The following is a 3,145-nucleotide window of genomic DNA, read 5'->3' on the forward strand; positions in this document are numbered from 1 at the left end:
CCGAATTTTTTAGCCAAAATAGTAGTCAAAGCAGCAGTCAGGGTGGTTTTACCATGGTCAACGTGACCGATGGTGCCAACGTTTACGTGCGGTTTGCTACGTTCAAATTTTTCCTTAGCCATGAGCTAATTCCTTTACATTAAAGATCGATTAAAGAACAGAGGTCGTCTGAAAAATCATTTCAGCCTTTCAGACGACCTATTTGCCTGATTAGCCTTTACGGGCTTCAGTTACAGCAGCAGCTATGTGGGCAGGAGCTTCAGAATATTTCTTGAACTCCATAGAGTAAGTAGCGCGGCCTTGGGTTGCAGAACGCAGGTCGGTCGAATAACCGAACATTTCTGCCAGAGGTACTTCGGCACGGACTTTTTTACCGCCGATACCGTCATCATCCATACCCAATACGACGCCGCGACGACGGTTCAAGTCGCCCATTACGTCACCCATGTATTCTTCAGGGGTTTCCACTTCAACTGCCATGATTGGCTCAAGCAGAGCAGGATTGGCTTTACGCATACCTTCTTTGAAGGCTTGGGAAGCAGCCAATTCGAAGGCCAGTTGAGAAGAGTCAACGTCGTGTGAAGAACCGAAGATCAAACGTACGCGTACGTCAACTACAGGGTAGCCTGCAACGATACCGTTAGGCAGGGTATCGCGGATACCTTTATCGACAGACGGAATGAATTCGCGAGGAATCACACCACCTTTAATTTCGTCGATAAATTCGTAGCCTGCACCACCCGGCTCCATAGGTTCCATTTTGATCACAACGTGACCGTATTGACCTTTACCACCGGATTGTTTGGCGTGTTTGTATTCGGCTTCAACTTCTTTGCGGATGGTTTCGCGGTAAGCCACTTGAGGCGCACCGATATTCGCTTCCACGCCGAATTCGCGTTTCATACGGTCAACAATAATTTCCAAGTGCAGCTCACCCATACCGGAAATAATGGTTTGACCGGATTCCTCGTCTGTACGGACACGGAAAGAAGGGTCTTCCTTAGCCAGACGGTTCAGGGCGATACCCATTTTCTCTTGGTCGGCTTTGGTTTTCGGCTCAACGGCAATATGGATTACCGGCTCAGGGAATTCCATACGTTCCAAGATGATCGGCGCGCTTTCTGCACACAAGGTTTCACCGGTAGTAACGTCTTTCAGACCGATAGCGGCTGCGATGTCGCCAGCACGTACTTCCTCGATTTCAGTACGGTCTGCAGCAGTCATTTGTACCAAACGACCGATACGTTCACGAGTACCTTTTACAGAGTTCAATACGGTATCACCGGATTTCACGACACCGGAGTAAACGCGGATGAAAGTCAGCTGACCAACGTATTTGTCGTTCAACATTTTGAACGCTAATGCAGAGAATTTCTCTTCATCGCTGGCTTGGCGGCTGTCGGCTTCTTCAGTGTTAGGGTTAACACCTTGAACCGGAGGAATATCGGTAGGAGCAGGCAGCAATTCTACAACTGCGTCCAACATCCGTTGAACACCTTTGTTTTTAAATGCGGAACCACACAACATCGGCTGAATTTCGCCTGCCAAAGTACGTTGACGCAATGCGCCTACGATTTCTTCCTCGGTCAGCTCATCGCCGCCCAAGTATTTGTCCATCAATTCTTCGCTGGCTTCTGCTGCGGCTTCAATCATGTTTTGACGCCATTCTTCAGCAGTTTCAACCAATTCAGCAGGAATGTCACCATAGGTAAAGGTTGTACCTTTATCGGCTTCATTCCAGATGATGGATTTCATTTTCAGTAGATCAACAACACCGGTGAAACTGTCTTCTGCGCCTACCGGAATGACGATAGGTACTGGATTTGCGCGCAAACGGGTTTTCATTTGCTCGACAACGCGGAAGAAGTTGGCACCTTGACGGTCCATTTTATTTACAAACGCCAAACGTGGCACTTGGTATTTGTTGGCTTGACGCCATACGGTTTCAGATTGCGGTTGTACACCACCCACCGCGCAGTAAACCATTACCGCACCATCCAATACACGCATAGAACGCTCTACCTCTACGGTAAAGTCAACGTGTCCCGGGGTATCGATGATGTTGAAACGGTGTTCGGGGAATTGTTTCGCCATACCTGACCAGTAGGAAGTAACGGCAGCAGAGGTAATGGTAATACCACGTTCTTGCTCTTGTTCCATGTAGTCGGTAGTAGCCGCGCCATCATGTACCTCGCCCAATTTGTGGGTCAAACCGGTATAGAACAAAATACGTTCTGTAGTCGTGGTTTTACCCGCGTCAATATGGGCGGAAATACCGATGTTGCGGTACAGGCTGATCGGGGTCTTACGAGCCATTTTATTAGCCTTTCAAAATTAGAAACGGAAGTGAGAGAATGCTTTGTTGGCTTCAGCCATGCGGTGTACTTCTTCACGTTTTTTCAACGCACCGCCGCGACCTTCGGACGCATCAATCAACTCGCCTGCCAAACGCAGGTCCATGGATTTCTCACCACGTTTGCGGGCCGCATCGCGAACCCAGCGCATTGCAAGAGCCAGACGGCGTGAAGGACGAACCTCAACAGGAACTTGGTAGTTTGCACCACCCACACGGCGGCTTTTCACTTCCACGATAGGTTTGGCGTTTGCAATGGCTTCGTTGAATACTTCGATTGCTGCTTTGCCGGTTTTTTTCTCAATTTGCTCCAATGCACCGTAAACGATACGTTCGGCAACAGATTTTTTACCGTCAATCATCAATACGTTCATGAATTTAGTCAGCTCAACGCTGCCGAATTTAGGATCAGGCAACACATCGCGCTTGGGGACTTCTCTACGTCTTGGCATTTTAATTTCCTTTAATCTATTCAGTCGGGTCAATTCCCATGAATACCCAATAGAGTATTCACTTACTCGGCCGTTGTTCAGCTTAGGCGGCCGACGTGCCTATTTAAGTCCCTGTAATTATTTAGGACGCTTAGCACCATATTTAGAACGGGCTTGTTTACGGTCTTTAACACCTGCGGTATCCAAAGAACCGCGTACAGTGTGGTAACGCACACCTGGCAAGTCTTTTACACGACCGCCGCGAATCAGTACGACGCTGTGCTCTTGCAGGTTGTGACCTTCACCGCCGATGTATGAAATCACTTCAAAACCGTTGGTCAGGCGAACTTTACATACTTTA

The 3,145-nt window shown here is 48.4% G+C and carries 4 protein-coding genes; all 4 read right to left on the reverse strand.

Annotated elements, in window-relative coordinates:
• Positions 1-122 (reverse strand): GTP-binding protein (locus HMPREF1051_RS07385; protein ID WP_002253002.1); only part of this gene is annotated, 122 nt, incomplete at its 3' end.
• An 88-nt stretch (positions 123-210) separates the two neighbouring features.
• The gene (gene fusA, locus HMPREF1051_RS07390; RefSeq protein ID WP_003760496.1) at positions 211-2,316 is read right to left on the reverse strand and encodes an elongation factor G; all 2,106 of its coding nucleotides are present in this window, start codon (positions 2,314-2,316) and stop codon (positions 211-213) included.
• Positions 2,317-2,334: 18 nt separating this feature from the next.
• Positions 2,335-2,805 (reverse strand): 30S ribosomal protein S7, encoded by a 471-nt coding sequence (gene rpsG / locus HMPREF1051_RS07395; protein ID WP_003745196.1) that lies wholly within the window; start codon positions 2,803-2,805, stop codon positions 2,335-2,337.
• Between the two features lie 117 nt (positions 2,806-2,922).
• On the reverse strand, positions 2,923-3,145 hold a 223-nt coding region (gene rpsL, locus HMPREF1051_RS07400; RefSeq protein WP_003766543.1), incomplete at its 5' end, for a 30S ribosomal protein S12.

Source organism: Neisseria sicca VK64 (assembly GCF_000260655.1).
GTDB classification, from domain to species: Bacteria; Pseudomonadota; Gammaproteobacteria; order Burkholderiales; family Neisseriaceae; genus Neisseria; species Neisseria sicca_B.